The organism is Cohnella mopanensis, from assembly GCF_022352055.1.
In the GTDB taxonomy this organism is placed as follows: Bacteria; Bacillota; Bacilli; order Paenibacillales; family Paenibacillaceae; genus Cohnella; species Cohnella mopanensis.
Genome location: NZ_JAKRWM010000002.1, coordinates 503,635 through 524,793, shown reverse-complemented (window position 1 = coordinate 524,793; position 21,159 = coordinate 503,635). Strand labels below are relative to the sequence as shown.

Sequence of the window (21,159 nt, the reverse complement as noted above, 5' to 3'; positions counted from 1 at the left end):
ACTTCCGTGGTACCACCTTCGTTCCGTTCGGCATCATTACCCGAAACGGCACTCGTTGCAAGATAACGGTTGCTACCGTCCCGCTCTACAGGTTCGTCCCGAAACGGACGATTATTCAAGCAGGAAACTCCAGGGCGACTTGCAGCAGCGTGTTGTCCTGCGGAACCTCGCAGCGCCGTATTTACCGGCGGTTCCGCTCTCTGAAGGGTTATACTGCCTACTCTTCCCTATCCGTGTCTTTCTTACCTATTCTACCCGGCGTCCGTGGGAGAGTCAATACGGTTGGAATCTCAAGCCGAATGGTGGGTTGAAGCTTGTCCCAATACCTCTAACAACTTATGCAAAATCCCGGTCTCCATTTCCTTTATTTCATTCAGGCTTTCTTCCACCATCAGGAATAAGTTTTGGACGCGCGCAGCGGGAAAGGGAGAATCGTCCATTTGCGCGACCGCGGCTCTCAAATAAAGATTCCGCATTAACATCGCCTTATTAGCTACCTCTTTATATGACGCGACGAGCTCGTCCGAATCGGTTAAGTAGCCTTCCCTCTTCATATAATCGAGGCGATCGACCATCGTTTTCTTATGCTCCCATAGTATGTGAAGCTGCCGGATATCCGCCCTTTTCTTTAGAGTCGGATCGTCCCTGCGGGCATAATCGAAATACTTCAGCAAGCTGTCATACACTTCGACCCCCAGAACGTCTTGCTCCGGATTACGATTGATCCGGTTCTCTTCCGTGTCCGCGCGCAAGTAATCTTGCAATTGATTAACAACGGAACGCACATCGAAACGATAACGATAGTTAGAATCGAGCTTGAACAGATAAGTGCCTTGCTCCCCCACTTGCCCGCTTTGGATAAGCTCGGACATGGAGTCGTAAGCGCGGTCTAAATCTTCGAACGACACCTTGTGATTCCCGTATACCCCGAATTTATCGAAGCCTTGGCAATAGAAATGCTTTCCGGATTCATATCCATAAATGAGAAGGTGATGTGGTAACCGATAGGAGCCGAAGGCGTAGCTATGCGGAATCCATTGCTCATCGATGAATACGTCCGGATAATATCCCTTTTCAAGCGCCTCCACACAAAATGAAGACAAGGACGTTAAACCTAACATCCGAAACACGTCTACGCTTAACTTATGCGATTGCAGAAAAGGGTTGTTGTGATCGAATTCCGCGCGGCCTCCCCGATAAAAATCCAAAAAAAACTCTTCTCCGTTTTCGATAAAATGCCGGTTTCCGCTCAATTGAATAAAGTTGCTATAAAACCATGGCAACGTATCCGAATAGCTGGAAGTGATCGCAAGCGTGTGTGCCCAGCGAAGCAGCCCGACGAGCGGGGGTTTGCAGATCGGCAGTTTCATTTCATGAACTTCCTCCTTTAAATGTTGAATACAATGCGCCGCGATTCATTTTCGTTTCCGAGTTCACCTCCTTTGGAATTAGGGATACATCAATAACGCAATGGATTGGGATCATCAAGTTTCGGGTTTGGATAGGTTCTGTTGAAGAGTGCCGGGAGGAGTAAGAAAACTGAGGATGATAAGTAGCTCTGAACTCATTCTAGCAAAAAGGATCATTCGAATGAGGGTGAAAATCTCACAAGGAAGTGCCCTAATTCAATCACGTTGGCGGACAAGCAAAAAGGCCGATCCTCGTCGAATGGAATCGAGGATCAGCCTTATTGTTTACTACGGAATGTAGAGGACCTGGCCTTCGGATAAGTAAGGTTCGTGCAAACGATTATAAAGCTGAAGCTCTCTTGGCTGAACGTTGTACCTGTTGGCGATCAAATCGAGAGTTTCTTCGCGTTGGACGATACACATCTTCACCTTGCGGAAGGATTGCGCCTGAGCGTTATTTAAGAATAATCGCGTCCATTCCAGCTCGTCGCCGGAGCTTTGGGCGGAGTTGCTTGCTAGCTGCGCCTTCTCCTCCGCTTGTGCAGCCTCTTGAATACGCAGCTCCGCTTCCCTTTTCGCCCCCTTCTCTCCTAGCTGGGACAGTAGGCCGACACCCGTTTGCTGCTGTTGCTGCGCCGGAGCGGGATCCAACGCTTTTCCACCAAGAGCAACTCGTATATCCGGCTTCTCTTCCGCTTCGAGGATCTGCTCTGAAGCAAGAGGCAACTCCGGCTCCAAAGCAGCGTCCGGTTGTTCCAAACGTCCGCTGGAAACGTCGCCCCACTGAGCAACCGCATCAGCGGAATCGACGGAAGGCTCCTGGGGAACAATCGCTTCCTCCCTCGGTTCCTCCAGATGTTGGAACATCGACAGCCAACTGCTTTCCTTGGCAACGTCTTGCGAACTCGACTCCGACCCCGACTCTGACTCAGACTCCGACTGAAGCCCGAACGATTCCTCTCTTTCTTGCTCGACTAATGGAGCGGCATACTCGGATCCGTAATCGTTGGCGAAGAGCGAAGCAGGATTGTCCTCGATGTCATTCCCGCTTTCGGTTTGCGAGTACCTACCCGGCAAATCTTGCTCGTAACCATCCGCTTGGGCTTGGTGCACGACCGTAAAGCTGTCGTCTCGCCAAATCGGGCTTTCCGTCGATTGAACCTGCAGCCCTCGCAGCGCTAACACTCCCGTCACGTTTAACGATCGTGACGTCAACAAATCAACGTCGAAGTTATCAATCTCAACGGCTAATTGTTCCACGCTTTGAATCCGGTTTAAAGGCAATGAAATTTCAACCGGTATCCAATACTCCAACTGGTTGACTTCTGCGGTTTCCTGTGACCGGTAAACCCCGGACAACAACAGGTTTCCTCTTAACAAAACTTGATCGTCTTGAGGCAGCGCCTGCATATGGGGCACCAGCTCGATTTCTTCCAACTCTTCAATTGCGGCAACATCGTCAGGCAGATGCACACGTTCGTAAATATCGAATCGCAACCCGTTCAACTGGTCCGTCACGACGAAGTCCTCCTTTCGGCATAAGCGCCCGATTGTATCGATCGGGGCCTTTACAATTCACTAGTTATCTATATGCCGGGGATAGTCGGGCATGACTGAAAAAGCAAACAACCCTTTGGCTTTTGGCAACCAAAAAAAACTCCCCGATCGCGCCAAGGCGAACGGGGAGTTAACTATTCCAACAGTTTAGAGTTTCTCTAATGCGGCCTTATGAGCCGCGATCGTTTGATCGATATCGTCTTCGGAATGGGCGATGGACACGAACCAACCTTCGAACGGCGACGGCGCGATGTTCACGCCATTGTCCAATAGCCTGCGGAACACGGTACGGAAACGTTCCGTATTCGCGGTCTTGGCTACGTCGTAATTAATTACGTGCTTATCCGTGAAGAAAGGACATACCATCGAACCGACCCGATTAATCGTCATCGGAATGCCTGTTTCCTTAGCATTGCGCTCAAGTCCCGCTTGGAGACGAACGGACAGCTTCTCGAGAAGCCGATAAGCGTCCTCCGTCATCAGCTTAAGCGTCGTATAGCCCGCCGCCATCGCTAACGGATTACCGGATAACGTTCCGGCTTGATAGATCGGCCCGACCGGAGCCATCTGCTCCATGATTTCCCTGCGGCCGCCGTAAGCTCCTACAGGCAAGCCGCCTCCGATCACCTTACCCAAACACGTCAAGTCCGGCGTTACGCCATAGAGCCCTTGCGCGCAGTTCATATGGACGCGGAACCCGGTCATGACTTCGTCAAAAATAAGCAAGCTTCCGTAGTTAGTCGTCAACTCCCGCAAGCCAGGCAGAAATCCCGGCAACGGAGGAACGACGCCCATATTTCCCGCGATCGGCTCGACGATGACAGCCGCGATTTCTTCCCCGTAACGCTCGAACGCCAGCTTGACGGATTCCAGATCATTATATGGAACCGTCAACGTATGCGCGGCCACGCTTTCCGGTACGCCTGGGCTATCTGGCAATCCCAATGTCGCAACGCCGGAACCCGCTTTAATGAGCAAGCTATCCGCATGGCCATGGTAAGAGCCTTCGAACTTCAAAATTTTACTCCGTTTCGTATAACCCCGAGCCAATCTTAACGCGCTCATCGTCGCTTCCGTACCGGAGTTAACCATACGAACGATTTCGACGGACGGTACCCGCTCGCAGACGAGCTCGGCCATCAGCGTCTCAAGCTCTGTAGGCGCACCGAAGCTCGTCCCCTTCTCCGCCGTCCGTTTAATGGCTTCGACGACTTCCGGATGAGCATGGCCCGCAATCAGCGGTCCCCATGAGAGCACGTAATCGATATACGTTTGACCGTCGATATCCGTGATCCGGCTCCCTTCGCCGCGTTCAATGACCAACGGTGTCAAACCTACGGATTTAAAAGCCCTTACCGGACTGTTAACTCCACCCGGGATGACATGCTTCGCGCGCTCAAAGGCCGCTTTCGACTGGGTTTCCACGCGTTTTCGATGATTTTCGCTCATATTCGTCACTTCCCTGCTATCAGAATTGGAAAAGTCTATGGTAAAGATGCGCGCTTAGCCTATTCATTCCCCACGAAGCCAACGCGCGGCATCTTTAGCGTGATAAGTAATGATCAAATCCGCTCCCGCGCGTTTCATGCCGATTAACGTCTCCAACACGATCGCTTTCTCGTCGATCCATCCCTGTAAAGCCGCCGCCTTAACCATGGAGTATTCCGCGCTCACATTGTAGATTACGATTGGCAAAGAATAGCGGTCCCTCAGCATTCTCACGACATCCAGATAGGCTAACCCGGGTTTTACCATCAGGAAATCCGCACCTTCATCCACATCGGACTGGGCTTCCCTCAGCGCTTCGCGAGCATTTCCCGGATCCATTTGGTAAGTCTTGCGGTCTCCGAATTGAGGCGAGGAATGAGCAGCCTCGCGGAAGGGTCCGTAATACGCAGAAGAATACTTCACCGAATAAGACATGATCGGCGTATTCGAGAATCCCGCTTCGTCCAGCCCTTGGCGAATCGCTGCTACAAAACCGTCCATCATATTGGAAGGAGCAATAATATCCGCGCCGGCTTTAGCCTGGGAAACCGCGGTTTTAACGAGAAGGGCAAGCGATTCGTCGTTATCGATAGTCGCTCCGCATTCCGTCGTATGCACGACGCCGCAATGACCATGATCCGTGTATGCGCACAAGCAAGTGTCGGCTACGACGACGAGCTCGGGATATTTCGCTTTCATTTGCCGAATGGCTCTCTGTACGATCCCATCGTCCGCATATGCCGAAGTGCCCATCGAATCTTTGTGGTTCGGCACTCCGAAGACGAGAACCGACTGGATCCCTAAGCTTACGATATCCGCGAGTTCCTGCTCCATCGTGTCCAAGGACCAGTGATAGACGCCCGGCATCGAAGAAATTTCTTCTTTAACCCCTGCGCCCTCCGTTACGAATATTGGCGCAACGAAGTCATTGACACCAATGCTTGTTTCTCTAATCATATTACGAAGACCCGCAGAACCTCTTAGCCTGCGATGCCTGTCAAATAGATGAGCCATCTTTATTAATCTCCTTTCGTCATGCGCCGTCTGTCGACTAAAGCCTCCACGAGAGCGTCGATCGTGTATTTGTCCGGAACGACGGTCACCGTTAAGCCGTTCTCCTCGGCCGTCTTGGCGGTTATCGGTCCTATACACGCGATCTCGATATTTTGCAATGCTTCCGCCGGGTTGCGTACGCCTAGTTGCCGCAATGCCTCCAGCAAGTTAATTACCGTCGAGGAGCTTGTGAACGTGATGACGTGAATTTCTCCGTTCGCAAGCATTTCCGGAAGCCATAAATCTTTGGGCACCGACATTACGGTTTGGTAAACGTCGATCTCGACAGCTTGAACTCCTTGCGCTCTCAGTTCCTTAGACAACGTCTCCCTCGCCAGATCTCCTCTAGGAAGCAAGGCAAGCTGGTTTGGAGAGATTTTATCCTTTAAGCTATCCAACAACCCTTCCGCTATGAAGCTCTCCGGCATCAGATCGGCGCGAATGCCGCGAGCTCTGAGCGCCTCAGCCGTCTTAGGCCCTACTGCGGCGAATTTCGCTTTATGAAATCTGCGAACATCAACCTCGTAATGATCCAGCCAATGAAAAAAGTACTCCACGCCGTTAACGCTTGTTAACATGATCCAATCATAAGCCTCTGCTTGGCTTAGAGCTCGTTCAATAGCCTGCAGTTGCTCCGCTTGCTCCGGAAGTTTCGTCTCGATCACCGGAAACTCGTAAGCTTCTCCGCCCAAATCATCGATCTTCGCGAGCAAATCGCTTGCTTGCGAGCGGGCACGCGTGATAAGAATCCTCTGTCCGAACAGCGGCTTTTTCTCCACCCATGATAAGGTTTCCCGTTGTCGAACGACGTCGCCTACGATGATGACCGCAGGAGGCTTTAAATTCGCCGCTTTCACTCGCTCATCGATATCGCTAAGCGTACCGACGACCGTTTTTTGTTCCGCTCGCGTTCCCCACTGGACGAGTGCGACCGGCGTTTCCGGCGATCGGCCATGCTTAATCAATTGTTCGCTTATATAAGCGATCTTAGCAACGCCCATTAAGAAAACAAGGGTTCCCGTTGCGTTCGTGACTTTATCCCAATAAATCGAATGATCAAGCTTGTCCGGGCTCTCGTGCCCGGTAATAACGGAAAAGGAGGAGGCCCAATCGCGGTGCGTCACGGGAATGCCCGCGTAAGCTGGTACGGCGATTGCTGAAGTAATTCCGGGAATGATTTCATAAATAATACCGTTCTTCTGCAATAAATCGGCTTCTTCCCCGACTCTCCCGAATACGGTTGGATCCCCGCCCTTCAGACGAATGACGGTTTTGCCTTGAAGAGCAAGATCGACTAGTAATTGATTGATGTCCTCTTGTTTCATCGTATGACGGTCAGGCAGCTTCCCTACATATATACGCTCAGCATCGGGTTTCGCGTGGTTGAGCAGTTGCGGTCCAGCCAGACGGTCGAACACGACGACGTCGGACCGCTTTAAGGCTTCCAGCCCTCTCACCGTGATCAACTTAGGATCGCCGGGACCCGCGCCGACAAGATAAACCTTCCCCTTCTCCATCCGGCTATTCCCTCGCTTCCGCTAGAATATGATCCGCTCCGCGGCGAAGCAAAGCTTGCGCGACTTCCGAGCCAAGCTGCAGCGAATCTGAACCGACCGCCGCTTCCCTTAGCAATTTCGTTCCATCGGGCGAAGCTACTAATCCGTTCAATACGACCTTAGAATCGGAAGCGTCCGATTCTAATTGCGCATATGCCCCGATAGGAACTTGGCAACCCCCGTTCAATAATCCTAACAGTCTGCGTTCGGCCGCAACGGTTTTCTCGGTCGTCGGATCATTCAGAAGCCTAAGCAATCCAAGTACATCGGCGTCTTTACCGCGGCATTCGATCGCAAGAGCGCCTTGTCCAACTGCAGGCAAGCAAACTTCGGGCGATAAATATTCCGTTATCCGATCTTTCCACCCCATGCGATGCAAACCTGCAGCGGCAAGAAGAATGGCATCGAAGCCTTCTTCCATAAGCTTGCGAAGTCTCGTATCGATATTTCCACGGATAGATTCGATTTGCAGATCTGGCCGATGAGCTTGCAACTGCGCTGCTCTCCTCAAGCTGCTCGTTCCGACTCGCGCTCCTTGCGGTAATTCGGACAACTTTCTGCCTTCCTTGCTAATCAGGCAATCTCGTGGATCTTCCCGCTTAGGAATCGCTCCGATTACCAATCCCTCGGGAAGCTCGAATGGCATGTCTTTCATGCTATGGATGGCTAGATCGATCTCGCCGTTCAGCAAGGCTTCTTCGATTTCTTTCACGAAAAGCCCTTTGCCGCCGACCTTGGACAAAGTCACGTCCAGAATACGATCCCCGCGTGTAACGATAGGTTTGATTTCGAACGTATAGGCTAGATTTTCTCTTGCGCATAACTCTTTCAACAGATCAATCGTCTGGTTTGTTTGGGTCAACGCCAACGTGCTTTGTCTTGATCCGACAATAATATTACGCATCTCATTATCTATCCCTTCCGGTCCTCATATACTCGTTGTCGCAGTCTTGCAATAAGATCGGCCTTGTCCTGAAGCTTAGAAGACGACCTCCACTCCTCCAGTGCATCATCGGCGACGGCCGCTTGCAGCAACGCGCGCCTCTCCAATGGGTCGTCGACCTCTGCCTTTACGATCGCGCGTATGGTTCTTAGCGCTTCGATATTCTCATTGTATTCCGGGCCATACCGATCGGCAAGTTCGTGGATAATCCGCGAAGCCAGTGCAGGCCCGGCGCCAGAAGCGCTAGCCGTTAATACCAATCCCCCGCGTCTGAGTACCGCGGGCACGATAAACTCCCCTGCTTCTCCGTCATCCGCGATATTCATCGGAATTCCGCGTTTCCCCGCTGCTTCGGCAAAGCTTTGATTCAAAGCCGGCTTATCCGTTGCGGCGAACACGAGCACGGCTCCTTCGAGATCATTCTCTTCCGCTTCCCTCCGGGACCAAAGCAAACGCCCGTCCGCCGCCCATGCTTCCAGCTGTGGAGTCACATGCGGGCTAATCAAGCACACGACCGCTTGCGCTTGAAGCAAACCCTCCGTTTTACGTTGCGCAACGGGTCCGCCGCCGAAGACGACGCATTTGCGCCCTGCTACTTTAAGCATAATCGGGTACCAATCGGACATGTCCAACTCTCCCTTCAAGAGACAGTTCAAGAAGTCATCATACGGATCGCGAATTTCTTCGACTATATCAATTGATGGAACGAGGATAGCCTACTAGCGAAAAAACCCGCGACCAATACGAGGTAACCCAACAAATTCCAAACGGCCAGCTTCGTGCCATCATCGCGAAAAACTGAACTTCTAATCAAATATATGATATATAACAAGCCGGCCGCATACGATAACAGCACCTTCTCGTCTAGCAATTGGGCAGGGCTTTTGTCGATCAACAAGGCGACGGTTCCCGTAGATAACGAAAGGAGTAATAACGGGACGCCGATCAACCCGGCCCGATACGCGTATTGGTCGATCCACTCCAAGCTCGGCATTCTGCTCATGACATGCGTCCATTTCTTGGCTTTAAGCCTTTGATGTAAGAAAAGGTACATGCTGCCCAGTATAGCCGCAATCGTCAAAATCGCGAAAGCCAACGTAATCAAGCTTACATGGACGATAAGCAATCTCCTAGCGACTTCCCATGGCTCAAGCTCGAGCGATCGCCTCGGACGCGCGATTAAATTCAGAGCCAATACCGCAAATCCAACCACGTTAACCAGTAGAACGAGCAGTTCCGCCCTCATAAGCCTATTCATGACAAAAGAAGCCGAGACGAGCAACCAGGAGACAATAAACAAGAAATCTCTTATCGTCAACGTAGGAACGGTGAACCGCTCCTTCAATAAAATTAAAATAAAAACTCCCTGCAGAATCCACACAAAAACAAGCAGCCCTGTTCCCACTTTTTTCGCGTTCCGGTTGCCGGAAGCGGCATCGGACACGAAAAAAAGCAGACTCAGGGCATAAATATAAAGTACGGCGTCGGTTAACCAGTCTTGTGTTACCATGGGAGCAGCGCCTCCAGCATCCCTTGCGTCATCTTAGCGCTCCCGCTAGCTGAGACAGCAATTTCTCGACGTCCATGATGGATCCCGAAGCTGTTTCCGAGCCTTTGGCGGAAGATTGCAGTTCCTTCCGGGATTTCTCCTCGGCTTTTTCTTCCGCTTTCAAGTGAGCAACCTCGTCTTCAAGAGCAAACAATTGTACGAACAGCTTCATGGCCTCATCGCTGCGCTTCTCGGCGGCGAGCTCCTTGATCCGTAGAATAGGATCGTGGATCACTTGGTTAACGATGCTTTTCGTCAGCTTGCGAATGACCTTGACCTGCCGATCATCCAGCTCCGGCAGCTTGCGCAGCATACTCTCTAGCGTATTTTCCTGGATAGCAGCCGCTTTTTCCTGTAGCGCCCGAATTAGCGGGCTAACCCCGAGCGTGGCGTACCACTGACGATAGGCTTCCTGTTCCAGCTCGATCATATCTTCGATGATTTCCGCTTCTTTCCGTCGCTTCGCCATATTCGTCTCGACGATGCCTTCCAGATCGTCGATATCATAGAGGAATACATTCGGTATATCGCCGCAAGCAGGCTCTATATCGCGCGGGACTGCGATATCGATAAGAAACAACGGTTTCTTCTTCCTTGCGGACATCGCGGCCTCGATATGTTGGCGAGTAATGACGAATTTATCCGCCCCCGTGCTGCTGATCACGATATCGACATCTTTTAAGCGCCCTAAAGCCTCGTCCAAAGCCATTGCGGAGCCTTGGAACTTCTCGGCCAACTCTTCCGCCTTCTCCAAAGTCCGATTCACGACGAACACTTCTTTGGCACCGTTGCTGTGAAGGTGCTGCGCCGTTAGTTCGCTCATTTTACCGGCACCGACGATCATGACCGACTTGTCGTCAAACCGTCCGAAGATGCGTTTCCCGAGTTCGACGGCCGCATAACTTACGGATACCGCGCTTTCCCCGACCGAAGTTTCGGAATGCGCGCGTTTAGCTAGCGTGATCGCCTGTTTGAACAAGCGGTTGAACAACGTTCCGGTAGCCTGCTGATCCTGCGCAAGCAGGAAAGCATCGCGAACCTGTCCTAAAATTTGAGTCTCGCCGATAATCATCGAATCGAGACCACTCGCGACCTTAAACAGATGCTCGACCGCGCGGTCGTCCTCGTACATATAGAGATGCGAGTTAAATTCCTTGCGCGGGATCTTGAACCACTGTTCCATGAAAGCGCGAATATAATGTCCGCAGAGATGAAGCCTGTCCACGACTGCGTATAATTCCGTCCGGTTGCAGGTCGCCACGATTACTCCCTCGAGAATGCCCGTAGTTTGCTTTAACGCCTGCAGCGCAAGCGGCATCTCCCTATCCGAAAGGGCAAATCTTTCCCTTATCTCGACTGGAGCTGTACGATAGTTTAATCCGACAACGATAAGATGCACGGGTATTCACCTGACTTTCTGCATGGGAGTAAGGGCAAGCCTTTATGTCATCGCTTATTATAGCACAGTTCCCCGCGCACTTTGCCCCTAAATATGAAAACTTTATGAAAACCGGTCACGACGCTTTTTTCTATTGTCGGCGATTTGTTCCAATCGTATTCTCTAGACATATGAAAAAGCCATGAGGATAATCCCTCATGGCTTCGCTGCCGTACTTATTTGACGAGCTCGACTTGCTTAATCGTTGGTTCTTCGACTTGCAATTCACCGAGTCCTCGAATCAATTTCTTTGCATACGTTTTTTCCGGTTTCAAGACATTGACGAGATAGTCAATAGCCAGTTGTGGATCCACAGTCTCGCCACAGGTATAACAATCGATTGCGGCAAAACCTCTCTCAGGATACGTGTGAATGGAGATGTGACTCTCCGACAGCAAGACCAATACCGTTGCTCCTTGCGGTTCGAACTGTTTCGCTTGAACCGAGAGTACGGTCGCGCCACATGCTTCAGCTGCTTCCACCATGTGCGATTGAAGAAGTTCTGCACTGTTCAATAAATCAGTGTTTCCTCCCCATGTATCAACCGCAACGTGTCGTCCGAAAGTTGAATATTCCATCTTTCGGTTCCCCCTTCCTAGGAATAAAATGTGAAACTGATTTCATCCGCTAGGACCTACGTCATTCACTTGGAGGGAATTTGCTCTCACCGCATTCCTTGAGTGAATCCTGGTTCCTATTGTATTGAGTTGTCAACGAATCTAAAAATAACATCTATCCGGGGTAAATGCAATAGTTTTTTTTGAAGGATAAAAAACCCTGTTTCCCCGCGCCCCGACTAGGATTTCCCCAACATGCCTACTCCTCTTCCCATGAAGGCTTTTACGTCCTAAAATATGCTGTTTACTCAGGGAAAGTGCCTTATCCAAAAAAAGAAAAGAGCCATCGAAATGGCTCTTAACGACTTATGAGTAACCATCAGCTTAACTAAGCTTCAAGCGAGAACAATAAACGGCTATGACATTTCAATCTTTGGTCGATATCGACAATAAGACCAGGTTCTTTCGTTTGATTGCGAATGTCGAGCAACTCGTTCACCGATCCGCGCAAACGGTCGATTTCATCTTCGACCGAGAATAGCTTGAATTGGGACTCCAATCGGCCTAACGTATCCTTATGCTCGAATACCGTTCTCAGAAGGGTTCCTTTGCTCTCCACGATTCGCGCAACATTCCCTTGAATGTAGTGATACACCATCGTAAAGCCCTGGTAAATCCGATTCACTACCGCATCGCCTTTGAAAGAAGAAACGAGCTTGCGTAAAGCGTTGGTCAGCTTGGGTTGAACGACGCGGCACGTCAGTACGCATCGGTACTGTCCGTTCGAGCGTTCAAAAGTTAGGCGAATGGATTCTCCGCCAGCGTCCTCTTCCAACACGACCTCCTGGTTGCCGTTGTCCAATACGAATACTTGCAGACGAAGCTGCTGGGACTCGCACAGAGAGATCAATCTCGACATATCGGCTTCCGTCAGTGTCAGGCTGGCATTGACATACTCCGTGGCTACCCGTTGAGCCATAAAATCTCCTCAATTCCCATTGTCTTGCGATTGTCTTACAAGTTAATTAACTTTATTATACGCCAATTCGCAAGCGGTTTCCTCTCGCCCGAACGTGATATTCCCGGGAAAAACGCGCAAAAATCGATTCCTCCCGCGATCCAGCCAACCTTTTACCCGTTATCCTCTGTTTCCTGCACGATGTTAGGGGGTTCAGAGGGGGTATTAAGCGGTATTCCTGCCGATTGCATGATAATGCTCCATAATTCGTCCCTTCCTTGTCCCGTCTCCGAAGAAAATAACACGAGAGGCACATGACCGGGCATTCCCAAGCTCTGGCGGACCACTTTCATATGCTTGGGCCATTGCGAACGGGATACTTTATCCGCTTTGGTCGCCACGACGGTCATCGGGATTTCATAGTGGGAGAGCCATTCGTACATCCGCACGTCGTCAGCCGACGGCGGATGGCGCAAATCGACCAGTTGCAACACTAGCTTAAGCGGATCACGCCCCCTTAAGTAACGCTCGATCATTTTTCCCCATGCTTCACGTTCCGACTTGGATACGCGGGCATACCCGTAACCAGGAAAATCAACGAAGAATAATTCTCCGTTGATCCTGTAATAGTTAAGCGTCTGCGTCTTGCCGGGCTGTTGGCTCGTCCGAGCCAAATTGCGGCGCAGAAGCATTTTATTAATAAGGGAAGATTTCCCTACGTTGGAGCGGCCGGCCAAGGCAATTTCCGGCAAACCCTCTTCCGGATATTGGGCTGGGCCTACCGCGCTAATGACAAATTCCGTTTGTTTGATCTTCATAAAACAAAAATTCTCCCATCATGTGTATCGAATCCGCTGTGCTCCGAAGGAATCAGTGAGTCCCGAGTGGCGGTACATCTTCGGCTTCCTCATTTACCGGGGCCGGGATCGCCGTCTTTCCTGCCGCCTGCAAATCATCCTTTTCCTGCTCTGCAGGACCCGTTTCGACGACACTGACGTCCAACGGTTCGGACAAGGCGTGCCGCAGCACTTCATCCATATGCGCCACGGGAACGAACGTCATGTTCGCGCGCACGCTATCGGGGATGTCCCGTAAATCCCGTTCGTTATCTTTAGGCATTAATACTTTCGTAATTCCGGCACGATGCGCGGCCAAGGACTTCTCCTTCAAGCCGCCGATCGGAAGCACGCGGCCGCGCAGCGTAATCTCGCCTGTCATGGCCACTACGCGCGATACTTTGCGGCCCGTCAAAGCCGAGATAAGCGCCGTTGCAAGCGTTATTCCCGCGGATGGACCGTCTTTCGGGATGGCCCCTTCCGGAATATGAATATGAATATCGTTCTTCTCATGGAATTGCGGATCGATACCAAGCTCTTTCACGCGGCTCCGCGTGTAGCTGAATGCCGCCTGAGCAGACTCCTTCATTACGTCTCCGAGTTGACCCGTTAAGGTCAGCTTTCCGCTGCCTGGCATGATCGTGACTTCTATGACGAGCGTATCTCCGCCAACCTCCGTCCAAGCGAGGCCGGTAACCGCACCAATTTGATCTTCCTGCTCCGCCATTCCGTAGCGGAATTTCGGAGGGCCTAGCAACTCCTTGAGCTTCTCTTCATCGACGATGAACGGGGCAGCGTCCGCGCTGGCGACGATCGCCTTGGCCGCTTTCCTGCAAATCGAAGCCAATTGTTGCTCCATGTTACGAACGCCGGACTCCCTCGTGTAATGGCGGATTAAGGCGAGTAACGCATCGCTGTCGACCGAAAGTTGATCTTCTTCCAAGCCATGATTGCGTTTCTGCTTAGGCAGAAGGTGCCGCTCCGCGATCTGGAGCTTCTCTAGCTCCGTATAGCCCGGAACTTGAAGGAGCTCCATCCGGTCAAGCAACGGTCTTGGAATGTTATGCACGACGTTAGCCGTCGTTACGAACATGACATTGGAGAGATCGAAAGGCATCTCGACATAATGGTCGCTGAATGTCGTATTCTGTTCCGGGTCCAGCACCTCTAACAAGGCCGAGGACGGGTCGCCGCGGAAATCCATCGCCATTTTATCGATCTCATCCAAGAGGAATACGGGGTTAGCAGAACCTGCATTACGCATACCTTGCAGGATACGGCCGGGCATTGCACCGACATACGTCCGACGATGACCGCGAATTTCCGCTTCGTCCCTTACGCCTCCAAGGGAAATCCGAACGAATTCCCGACCGAGAGACTTAGCGATGGATTTGGCTAAGGAGGTTTTACCAACGCCTGGCGGGCCGACGAGGCATAGAATCGGACCCTTCAACTTCTTAACGAGCTTCTGCACGGCCAAATACTCCAAGACGCGTTCCTTAGGCTTATCCAGGCCGTAATGCTCATCATTCAATATTTCTTCCGCTTTCTGAATGTCGAGGTCATCTTCCGTCATCTTGGTCCATGGCAGAGCCAGCAGCCACTCGATGTAAGTACGAATGACAGCCCCTTCCGCGGAAGATGCGGGCATCTTCTCTAGACGGTCGATTTCCTTCTCGACCTTAGCCGAGATTTTCTCCGGAAGCTCCGCTTCGGCAAGCTGCGATCTGAGTTCTTCGACTTCGCCCGCGCGGCCTTCCTTCTCTCCGAGCTCCTTCTGGATCGCCTTCATTTGCTCGCGAAGGTAATATTCCTTCTGGGTTTTCTCCATCTGTTTCTTCACGCGTTGGCTAATCTTGCGTTCAAGCTCCAGCACTTCCCGCTCGTTGTTCAGGAAATCAAGCAGTTTCTCCAAACGGGGGCGAACTTCGATGGTTTCTAGAATTTCTTGTTTATCCTTTATTTTAAGCGACAGATGGCTCGTAATAACGTCGGCTAACCTGCCCGGCTGATCGATGTCGGACACGGCGGCGAGCGTCTCCGGAGTCACCTTCTTAGACAAGTTAATATAATGCTCGAATTGGCTAAGCACGGCACGCATAAGCGCATCGAGCTCAGAATCATTGGTCTGCCCTTCGTGAAGCTCGCGGGCAAGCACTTCATAGAAATCATCGTTGGGCAAATATTGCTCGATTTCCGCCCTTACAACGCCTTCCACCAGAACACGGATCGTTCCGTTGGGCAGCTTCAGCATTTGGCGTACTTTAGCAATGGTACCGACTTGATAAATATCTTCCTGGGTCGGTTCCTCGATATTGATCTCCGATTGCGAGCAGAGCAAGATCATATGATCGTCGATCATACATTGCTCCAACGCTTTAACGGATTTCTCCCGGCCTACATCCAAGTGAAGCACCATGCTGGGATACACGAGTAGCCCTCTTAAGGGTAGCAGGGGAATGGAACGGCTTATCTGTTTGCTCGAACCCATAATTGATGCACCTCGCAGTTCTGGTACGAATTCAGACACTCCAGTCATTGTATCAAATGTATTCGCTCGCCGCAAAAAAAGAGCCACCCGAATCGGGTGACCCTCCGAGATTGTTATCGATTTCCCTTAACTTTCGAGCCGAAGATTGTCTCCTCTTACGTCTGTGACTCGTTCTGTATCGTCCTTGCGTGGAGCACCGACCCCGCCGGAGCGGCGGCGAACGCATCGGCTGCGATAGGGAGATCGCCTACTTGCCATTCGGTCTCATTCCATGGCAGTTGGTCTCCGAACACGTGGCGGAAAACGTCCTCCATCCGATCGACGGGAATGACCCGAACGCCTTCCAGCCCTTCGAAAATCGCTTGCCAATTTTCCTTGGGAATGATGACGGTCTCCGCACCGGATTGGAACGCCGCCTCGACTTTGGCCACGACCCCGCCGACCGGCTTAACCGCACCGTGAATACTAATCTCTCCGGTCATGGCGATTTTATTGTCCACGGGTTGTTTCGTCATGGCGGAGGCGATCGCTACGGCCATTGCCACCCCCGCGGAAGGCCCATCTACCGGAGTTCCGCCGGGAAAATTGACATGCAGGTCGAAATTTTCCGGTTGAAAGCCGTTGCGACGAAGAACGGTCAGCACATTGTCGAGGGAGCCTTTCGCCATGCTTTTGCGACGCAAAGTTCTTTGGCCGCCGCCAAGCTCTTCCTCTTCTACGACGCCGGTAATGTTCATTTGGCCTTTGCCGGCTATCGCGGGTATCGCGGTCACTTCGATTTCGAGCAACGCACCCATGCTCGGGCCGTACACCGCAAGCCCGTTCACGAAGCCAACCTGCGGCTGGGATGGCACTTTGCGGTCCGGCCGCGGAGGCAGTTGGCTGCTATTGACCACCCACTCAACGTCGCCGGCCGTCAAGTCCTCTCGGTTCTCCGACAGAGCGAGCCCGGCGGCTAACTGAATAATATTCACCGCTTCCCGTCCGTTGGTTGCATACCTTTTCACCACGTCCAACGCCTCTTGACGAGGCGCGAAACCGATCTTGTTGATCGCATTTTCGGCGATTTGCGAAATTTCATCCGGCAATAGCGGCCGGAAATACACTTCCATGCACCGGCTACGAAGCGCAGGCGGAAGCTCGTTAGGCGATCTTGTCGTCGCGCCTACCAGCCGAAAGTCTGCCGGCAGGCCATTCTGGAAAATATCATGAATGTACAAAGGAATATTCGTATCCTCCGCATGATAATACGCGCTTTCCAAATAAACCTTGCGATCTTCCAATACTTTCAGCAGCTTGTTCAACTGAATCGGATGCAGCTCTCCGATTTCGTCAATGAACAGAATACCTCCATGCGCTTTGGTTACGGCTCCGGGCTTCGGTTGGGGAATTCCGGCCACTCCCATCGCGCCTGCGCCTTGGTAGATCGGATCATGTACCGATCCGATCAATGGATCCGCGATTCCCCGCTCGTCGAAGCGAGCCGTTGTCGCATCGATTTCCGTGAATTTCGCTTCCATGCGAAAGGGAGACAGCTTGTTTTTCTTAGCCTCCTCCAGGATAACGCGCGCGGCTGCCGTTTTCCCGACGCCAGGAGGGCCATAAACGAGCACATGCTGGGGATTACTGCTGCACAGAGCAGCCTTTAACGCTCGCAATCCTTCCTTCTGCCCGACGATATCCGCAATGACCGCCGGCCTCGTTTTTTCCGATAGCGGTTTAGTTAAGGAGATGGAACGAAGCTTACGCAACTTGTCCATTTCCTTGCGAGATTCTCGATCTACCGCGCTCCGGTTGTTCTTCTGGTTACGCAGCAAATTCCAAAAGTAAATGCCGATAACAACGGCAAAAAAAACTTGAACTAACATAAGAACCATACTTAAAGTCATCTGGATTATCCTCCCCGTTCACGCCCTCGGGAAAGCGCGGCTAAAGACAAAAAAGCCGGCACCCGGGCTATACTTGGTAGTATTGCCCGATTGCCGGAAGATATAGTCATGACGGAAGCGCTTCAACTTCCTTCTTTTTTATTTAGATTTCCAACAACTCGCGAATATCCTCTTCCGTTAGCGTGGATAGTCCCGTTTCGCCCGGTTGGATCACTTCGTCTATCAGATCTTTTTTGCGCTGCTGAAGCTCCAGCATTTTTTCTTCGATCGTGCCTTGGGCCACGAGTTTGATGACTTGAACGACTTTTTTCTGCCCGATGCGATGCGCGCGATCCGCCGCCTGCTGCTCGACTGCGGGATTCCACCACAGATCGTACAACACGACTGTATCCGCTCCCGTTAAGTTGAGACCGGTTCCCCCCGCCTTCAAGGAAATGAGGAAGATATCCCGTTCTCCGCCATTAAAGGCATCGCACATAGCTAACCGCTGAATGGATGGCGTCGATCCGTCCAAATAAAAATACGGAGTATCCCGTCCGTCCAGTTCCTGGCGGATAATATCCAGCATCGACGTGAATTGGGAGAATATCAGCATACGTTTGCTGCTTCCTTGGCACTCGTCAATGATTTCGAGCAATTGCTCTAGCTTGCCCGAAGTTCCTTCATAACCTTCCAAGAACAAAGCAGGATGGCAGCAAAGCTGCCTCAGTCGCGTCAAACCCGCCAATATTTTCATCCGGTTTCTTTGGAAACCGCCGTCCACGGCAAGATCCCGTTCAATGTCCGACTGCAGCTTCTCCAGATAAGCAAGGTATAGTTTCTTCTGTTCCGTCGAGAGCTCCGAAGGCTGTACGCTTTCGATTTTGTCGGGAAGCTCTTTCAATACTTCGCCCTTAAGCCTGCGAAGAATGAACGGCTTAACGATTCGGGCGACTTTGTCGCGCGGCATCTCGGTAAACGATTTTTTCCCGCTGAACAGGCCCGGGAAGATGGCGTCGAAGATCGACCAAAGCTCATCCAGCGAATTTTCGATCGGCGTTCCCGTAAGGGCGAAACGCTGACCCGCTTTCAATCTTCTCACCGCGTGAGAAGTTAAAGAAGCATGATTCTTGATCGCTTGCGCTTCATCCAGGAACACGGTGCGGAATTGTTGTTTCTCGTACCATTCGATATCTCTGCGAAGAAGGGGATACGACGTAATCCATACGTCGACGTCCTTCATCTCCGACATGAGCTCGCTTCTTTCTTGGCGATCCCCGGCGGCGACGATCGTCCTAAGCTCAGGAGCAAACTTCTTGCATTCCCTTTCCCAGTTGTAGATTAGGGATGCCGGGGAGACGATAAGCACCGGCGACGCCGATCCCTCAATCTCCGCCGAGTTCACCGTATCCGATACGATGTAGGCAATGCTTTGCACGGTTTTGCCTAATCCCATATCGTCAGCGAGAATTCCGCCCAATCTATAGTGAGATAACGTCCTTAACCATTGATAGCCGTATTTCTGATAATCGCGCAGTACCGAATCCATGCTGGAGGGAAGCTCGAAATCCAGATTGTCGGGATTGCGCAGATTATCCCAAAGCCTGCGTAGCGACTTCCCTAATTGAATTCCGGGCGATGCCTTGCCGAACTGATCCATCAGTTGGAAGCCTCTTACGGCCGGCATCCGGATACGATTCCCGTCCATATCCGGCTTTCTGAGGTCGAGTTCTTCGAATAGGCGATTAATCTCCCTGAAGCTTTCATGTTCAAGGGAAAGGAATTCCCCTCCGGGAAGACGGAAATACTTTTTCTTCTCCACGATATTGCGCAGCAGACTTTGTATTTCCTGCTCGTCCATGCCTTCCATGTCGAAGGAAACCTCGAGCCAATTCGTTCCGACATCGATGTCCAAACGGGCTCTAGGTTGGTATTCCACCGTACGCATCACCGTTTTGACCGAATCGGTCGCATAGATCTCTACGTCGTCGCCTAATTGAGGCAAAATCTCGAACAAGAAATCATAAATATCTTCTTCCTGATCCAAGTACACGTCTTTGCCGTTAAACTTGAAGGATGCCCGTTCGATTAGCGACATGATGCGATTTTCCCGATCGAGATCCCTCATGAGAAGAACGTCATCGCGAGCATTTTTCATCGCATTCTGCGGCAAGGGAGAAATAATGATGTCGTCATAGGCATATTCCAGCCTAGCCAATAACCGATCTTCTTCGAAGTTCAAGTATAAACGGGCTTTAAGCTCCGGATTGATGATCCTATCGGCAATTTGAGGAGAAATTTCCACGTTTACGAACTGGTTTAGTCCCCGAACGACGCGGTCGATGAAAGACTCGATTTGGTCGGATGCGATCAATAGACGCGTATTCTTCTCATAATGGAACATTCTCTTCAAGTCCGATATCCGTTTCAATTGAGCCGGATCGGATTTGAAGAGCAGCCCGTTAACGATGGCAATGCCGTAGTTGTCCATGAAGGTCGAATTTTTCAAGCCTTCGATCTCAAGCTGATACCCTTCCCCCGCCGAGTTTAACTGAACCGAGATCGGAAGCGCTCCGTCAATCAGCTCCATGCGGTTCAAGCCTGTAGTTTTATCCTCGAAGCTGATGTTCACGAGTTCGAGAAGCGGAAGCATTCTCTCCCAAATCGCGGGCGGAATGACAAGAATTCTTTCTTCCCGGTGTGAATAGGAGGAAAAGGAATGGAATAGATCCTTATAGATTTCCTCGACATTCATCGCTTCGACGAGCAATTCGATAAACCGGGCATCGGATTCCTTAAACTGATGTTCGGAAGGGTCATACGAAAAATGTTTCGCGAACGACATCGGAGTGCCTTCGTCGACATGCTTCAAAAAATCTTTGATCCGCTGGACGATATAAAGCCGGGACAGCCCGATTTTCATCGATACGGCGAACATCGGTTTGCTCGAAAAGCTCTTCACGATCTTGCAGGCATACTCGACCTCAAGAGGCAATAAGTCCGACCTTTCGTCGCTGATGGCGTCAAGCTCGGCGTCCGATTGCTTGCTTAAGGCGCGATCGAACAAGAAGATGACCTGCTTCGTAAGATGAGTGTCCTTCTCGGAAATCACTTCATGCTCGGGAGCTGGCTCCTCCGTCTCCGCTTCCGCTAGCTTCAGCAGTACGGCTGCGATATGTTTGCAATACGATAGCGGGGTGTATGCGGAGCATTCGCAAGAAGCTCCAATTTCTCCATCCCCGTCCAACACGATCTCGACTTCGTACCGATTACGGTTCGAACCTTTTACGATCGCCTTGAATCCGGCATCTTCTGCTTCTTTTCTAACCGAAAGAACCTGACCCGCTCGAAAATAAGCTTCCCCGCGCAAATAAGTTGCGGGATCGCACAGTTCTTGGATCGATTGCTTATTGAGAGCGAATTCCTTCACATCCCCTGTTCGAACCATCATTCATC

15 protein-coding genes and 1 other annotated feature (1 of these 16 only partly in view) are annotated in these 21,159 nt (G+C 51.4%); all 15 genes read right to left on the bottom strand.

Annotation, left to right across the window (positions count from 1 at the left end; translation table 11 throughout):
- Positions 1-243: a binding site (T-box leader), on the bottom strand (it extends 18 nt beyond the left edge of the window).
- Between the two features lie 47 nt (positions 244-290).
- The 15 genes from L3D05_RS06505 to L3D05_RS06435 all read right to left on the bottom strand — a co-directional run bounded on the left by L3D05_RS06505 (position 291) and on the right by L3D05_RS06435 (position 21,154).
- On the bottom strand, positions 291-1,370 hold the full coding sequence (locus L3D05_RS06505; protein WP_239615196.1) for a hypothetical protein: 1,080 nt from the start codon (positions 1,368-1,370) through the stop codon (positions 291-293).
- Between the two features lie 327 nt (positions 1,371-1,697).
- The gene (locus tag L3D05_RS26685) at positions 1,698-2,927 is read right to left on the bottom strand and encodes a LysM peptidoglycan-binding domain-containing protein (RefSeq protein WP_239615195.1); all 1,230 of its coding nucleotides are present in this window, start codon (positions 2,925-2,927) and stop codon (positions 1,698-1,700) included.
- 186 nt (positions 2,928-3,113) lie between these two features.
- Positions 3,114-4,415 carry a glutamate-1-semialdehyde 2,1-aminomutase gene (gene hemL / locus L3D05_RS06495; RefSeq protein WP_239615194.1) on the bottom strand — a complete coding sequence of 434 codons (1,302 nt, stop codon included), beginning with the start codon at positions 4,413-4,415 and terminating at the stop codon, positions 3,114-3,116.
- A gap of 63 nt (positions 4,416-4,478) precedes the next feature.
- Positions 4,479-5,468, bottom strand: a complete 990-nt coding sequence (gene hemB, locus L3D05_RS06490) for a porphobilinogen synthase (RefSeq protein ID WP_239615193.1) — start codon at positions 5,466-5,468, stop codon at positions 4,479-4,481.
- A gap of 5 nt (positions 5,469-5,473) precedes the next feature.
- Positions 5,474-7,024: a uroporphyrinogen-III C-methyltransferase gene (gene cobA, locus L3D05_RS06485; RefSeq protein WP_239615192.1), complete on the bottom strand. Its 1,551-nt coding sequence runs from the start codon at positions 7,022-7,024 to the stop codon at positions 5,474-5,476.
- 4 nt (positions 7,025-7,028) lie between these two features.
- Positions 7,029-7,967, bottom strand: coding sequence for a hydroxymethylbilane synthase (gene hemC, locus L3D05_RS06480; protein WP_239615191.1), 939 nt, complete (start codon positions 7,965-7,967; stop codon positions 7,029-7,031).
- An 8-nt stretch (positions 7,968-7,975) separates the two neighbouring features.
- On the bottom strand, positions 7,976-8,632 hold the full coding sequence (locus L3D05_RS06475) for a precorrin-2 dehydrogenase/sirohydrochlorin ferrochelatase family protein (protein ID WP_239615190.1): 657 nt from the start codon (positions 8,630-8,632) through the stop codon (positions 7,976-7,978).
- Between the two features lie 62 nt (positions 8,633-8,694).
- A complete protein-coding gene (ccsA, locus tag L3D05_RS06470; RefSeq protein WP_239615189.1) occupies positions 8,695-9,516 on the bottom strand; it encodes a cytochrome c biogenesis protein CcsA in 822 nt (273 codons plus the stop codon).
- 28 nt (positions 9,517-9,544) lie between these two features.
- The gene (hemA, locus tag L3D05_RS06465) at positions 9,545-10,954 is read right to left on the bottom strand and encodes a glutamyl-tRNA reductase (RefSeq protein WP_239615188.1); all 1,410 of its coding nucleotides are present in this window, start codon (positions 10,952-10,954) and stop codon (positions 9,545-9,547) included.
- Between the two features lie 215 nt (positions 10,955-11,169).
- Positions 11,170-11,571 (bottom strand): adenosylmethionine decarboxylase, encoded by a 402-nt coding sequence (gene speD, locus L3D05_RS06460; RefSeq protein WP_239615187.1) that lies wholly within the window; start codon positions 11,569-11,571, stop codon positions 11,170-11,172.
- Positions 11,572-11,938: 367 nt separating this feature from the next.
- On the bottom strand, positions 11,939-12,529 hold the full coding sequence (locus L3D05_RS06455) for a non-ribosomal peptide synthetase module (protein WP_239615186.1): 591 nt from the start codon (positions 12,527-12,529) through the stop codon (positions 11,939-11,941).
- 152 nt (positions 12,530-12,681) lie between these two features.
- Positions 12,682-13,326: a ribosome biogenesis GTP-binding protein YihA/YsxC gene (gene yihA, locus L3D05_RS06450; RefSeq protein ID WP_239615185.1), complete on the bottom strand. Its 645-nt coding sequence runs from the start codon at positions 13,324-13,326 to the stop codon at positions 12,682-12,684.
- 52 nt (positions 13,327-13,378) lie between these two features.
- Positions 13,379-15,835: an endopeptidase La gene (gene lon / locus L3D05_RS06445; RefSeq protein ID WP_239615184.1), complete on the bottom strand. Its 2,457-nt coding sequence runs from the start codon at positions 15,833-15,835 to the stop codon at positions 13,379-13,381.
- A 155-nt stretch (positions 15,836-15,990) separates the two neighbouring features.
- Positions 15,991-17,724, bottom strand: a complete 1,734-nt coding sequence (gene lonB / locus L3D05_RS06440) for an ATP-dependent protease LonB (protein WP_239615183.1) — start codon at positions 17,722-17,724, stop codon at positions 15,991-15,993.
- A gap of 142 nt (positions 17,725-17,866) precedes the next feature.
- Entirely contained in the window at positions 17,867-21,154 is a 3,288-nt protein-coding gene (locus L3D05_RS06435) for a DEAD/DEAH box helicase (protein WP_239615182.1), read from the bottom strand.
- Positions 21,155-21,159 lie beyond the last annotated feature (5 nt).